The following is a 979-nucleotide window of genomic DNA, read 5'->3' on the forward strand; positions in this document are numbered from 1 at the left end:
AGCGGGATCAGGTGCGAGCCTGCCGGCGTGATGCCGAACGCGGCCGGCTCCGCTACCGCGGCCACCGCGATGAACACCGCCGCCAGACCGATCAGCGAGTGCATCGCCGCGACCAGTTCGGGCATCCTGGTCATCTGCACCTTGCGCGCCACGTAGGCGCCGATGCCGCCGCCGACCACCAGCGCCGCCAGGATCAATGCCAGGCCGCCACCGGAGTTGCCGGCCCCGGCGGCGCCCGCCAGCAACCCGTTCTTCAGCTTCAGGATCAGCGCCACCGTGGTCAGCGCGGCCACCAGCATGCCCGCCATGCCGAACGCATTGCCGCGCCGTGCCGTGGTCGGGTGCGACAGGCCCTTCAACGCCTGGATAAAGCACACCGACGCGCCCAGGTAGGACAGCGTCACCAGATTCATCGACAGGCCGTTCATTGCGCCACCTCCAGTTTCCCGCCAGCCTGCGCACTGCCCTCTGGCTGCGCCTTGGGTGCCTTCTTGCGGAACATCTCCAGCATGCGCTGCGTGACCAGGAAGCCGCCGAACACATTGACCGCGGCCAATGCCACCGCCAGCGTGCCCATGGCCCGGCCAACATTGCCTTCGGTCAGCCCTGCGGCCAGCATCGCGCCGACGATGATGATGGCCGAGATCGCATTGGTCACCGCCATCAGCGGCGTATGCAGCGCGGGCGTGACGGTCCAGACCACGTGGTAGCCCACGTAGATCGCCAGGACAAAGATGATCAGGTTGATCACCGTGTGGCTAACCATTTCCATTGATGTCTCCTTGAATCATCCGGCCAGCGCCGCTTCCTTGCGTCCCGCCACCAGGCAGGCGGCGACGATGTCGTCTTCGAGGTTGAGTGTGTACTGGCCATCCTTGTCGATGACCAGCTTGAGGAAATCCAGCACGTTGCGGGCATAGAGCGCCGAGGCGTCGGCCGCCACCATGCTGGCCAGGTTGGTATGGCCGATGAGGGTGAC

The 979-nt window shown here is 66.0% G+C and carries 2 protein-coding genes and 1 pseudogene; all 3 read right to left on the bottom strand.

Going from position 1 to position 979, the window contains the following annotated elements; genetic code table 11:
- Positions 1–428, bottom strand: a 428-nt coding sequence (locus tag J8I82_RS37780) for an NAD(P)(+) transhydrogenase (Re/Si-specific) subunit beta (RefSeq protein ID WP_209765732.1), incomplete at its 3' end; no start/stop codon positions are given.
- Positions 425–772 carry an NAD(P) transhydrogenase subunit alpha part 2 gene (locus tag J8I82_RS37785; protein WP_209765734.1) on the bottom strand — a complete coding sequence of 116 codons (348 nt, stop codon included), beginning with the start codon at positions 770–772 and terminating at the stop codon, positions 425–427. The genes J8I82_RS37780 and J8I82_RS37785, both read right to left, overlap by 4 nt.
- 15 nt (positions 773–787) lie before the next feature.
- Positions 788–979: pseudogene (locus tag J8I82_RS37790) on the bottom strand (NAD(P)(+) transhydrogenase (Re/Si-specific) subunit alpha); the annotation flags it as partial.

The sequence above is a fragment of the Cupriavidus consociatus genome (assembly GCF_017814975.1).
Lineage (GTDB): Bacteria > Pseudomonadota > Gammaproteobacteria > Burkholderiales > Burkholderiaceae > Cupriavidus > Cupriavidus consociatus.

Excerpts from the sequence above, each read along its gene's own strand:
- J8I82_RS37785 (WP_209765734.1), bottom strand. The coding sequence starts at position 772 with ATGGAAATGGTTAGCCACACGGTGATCAACCTGATCATCTTTGTCCTG.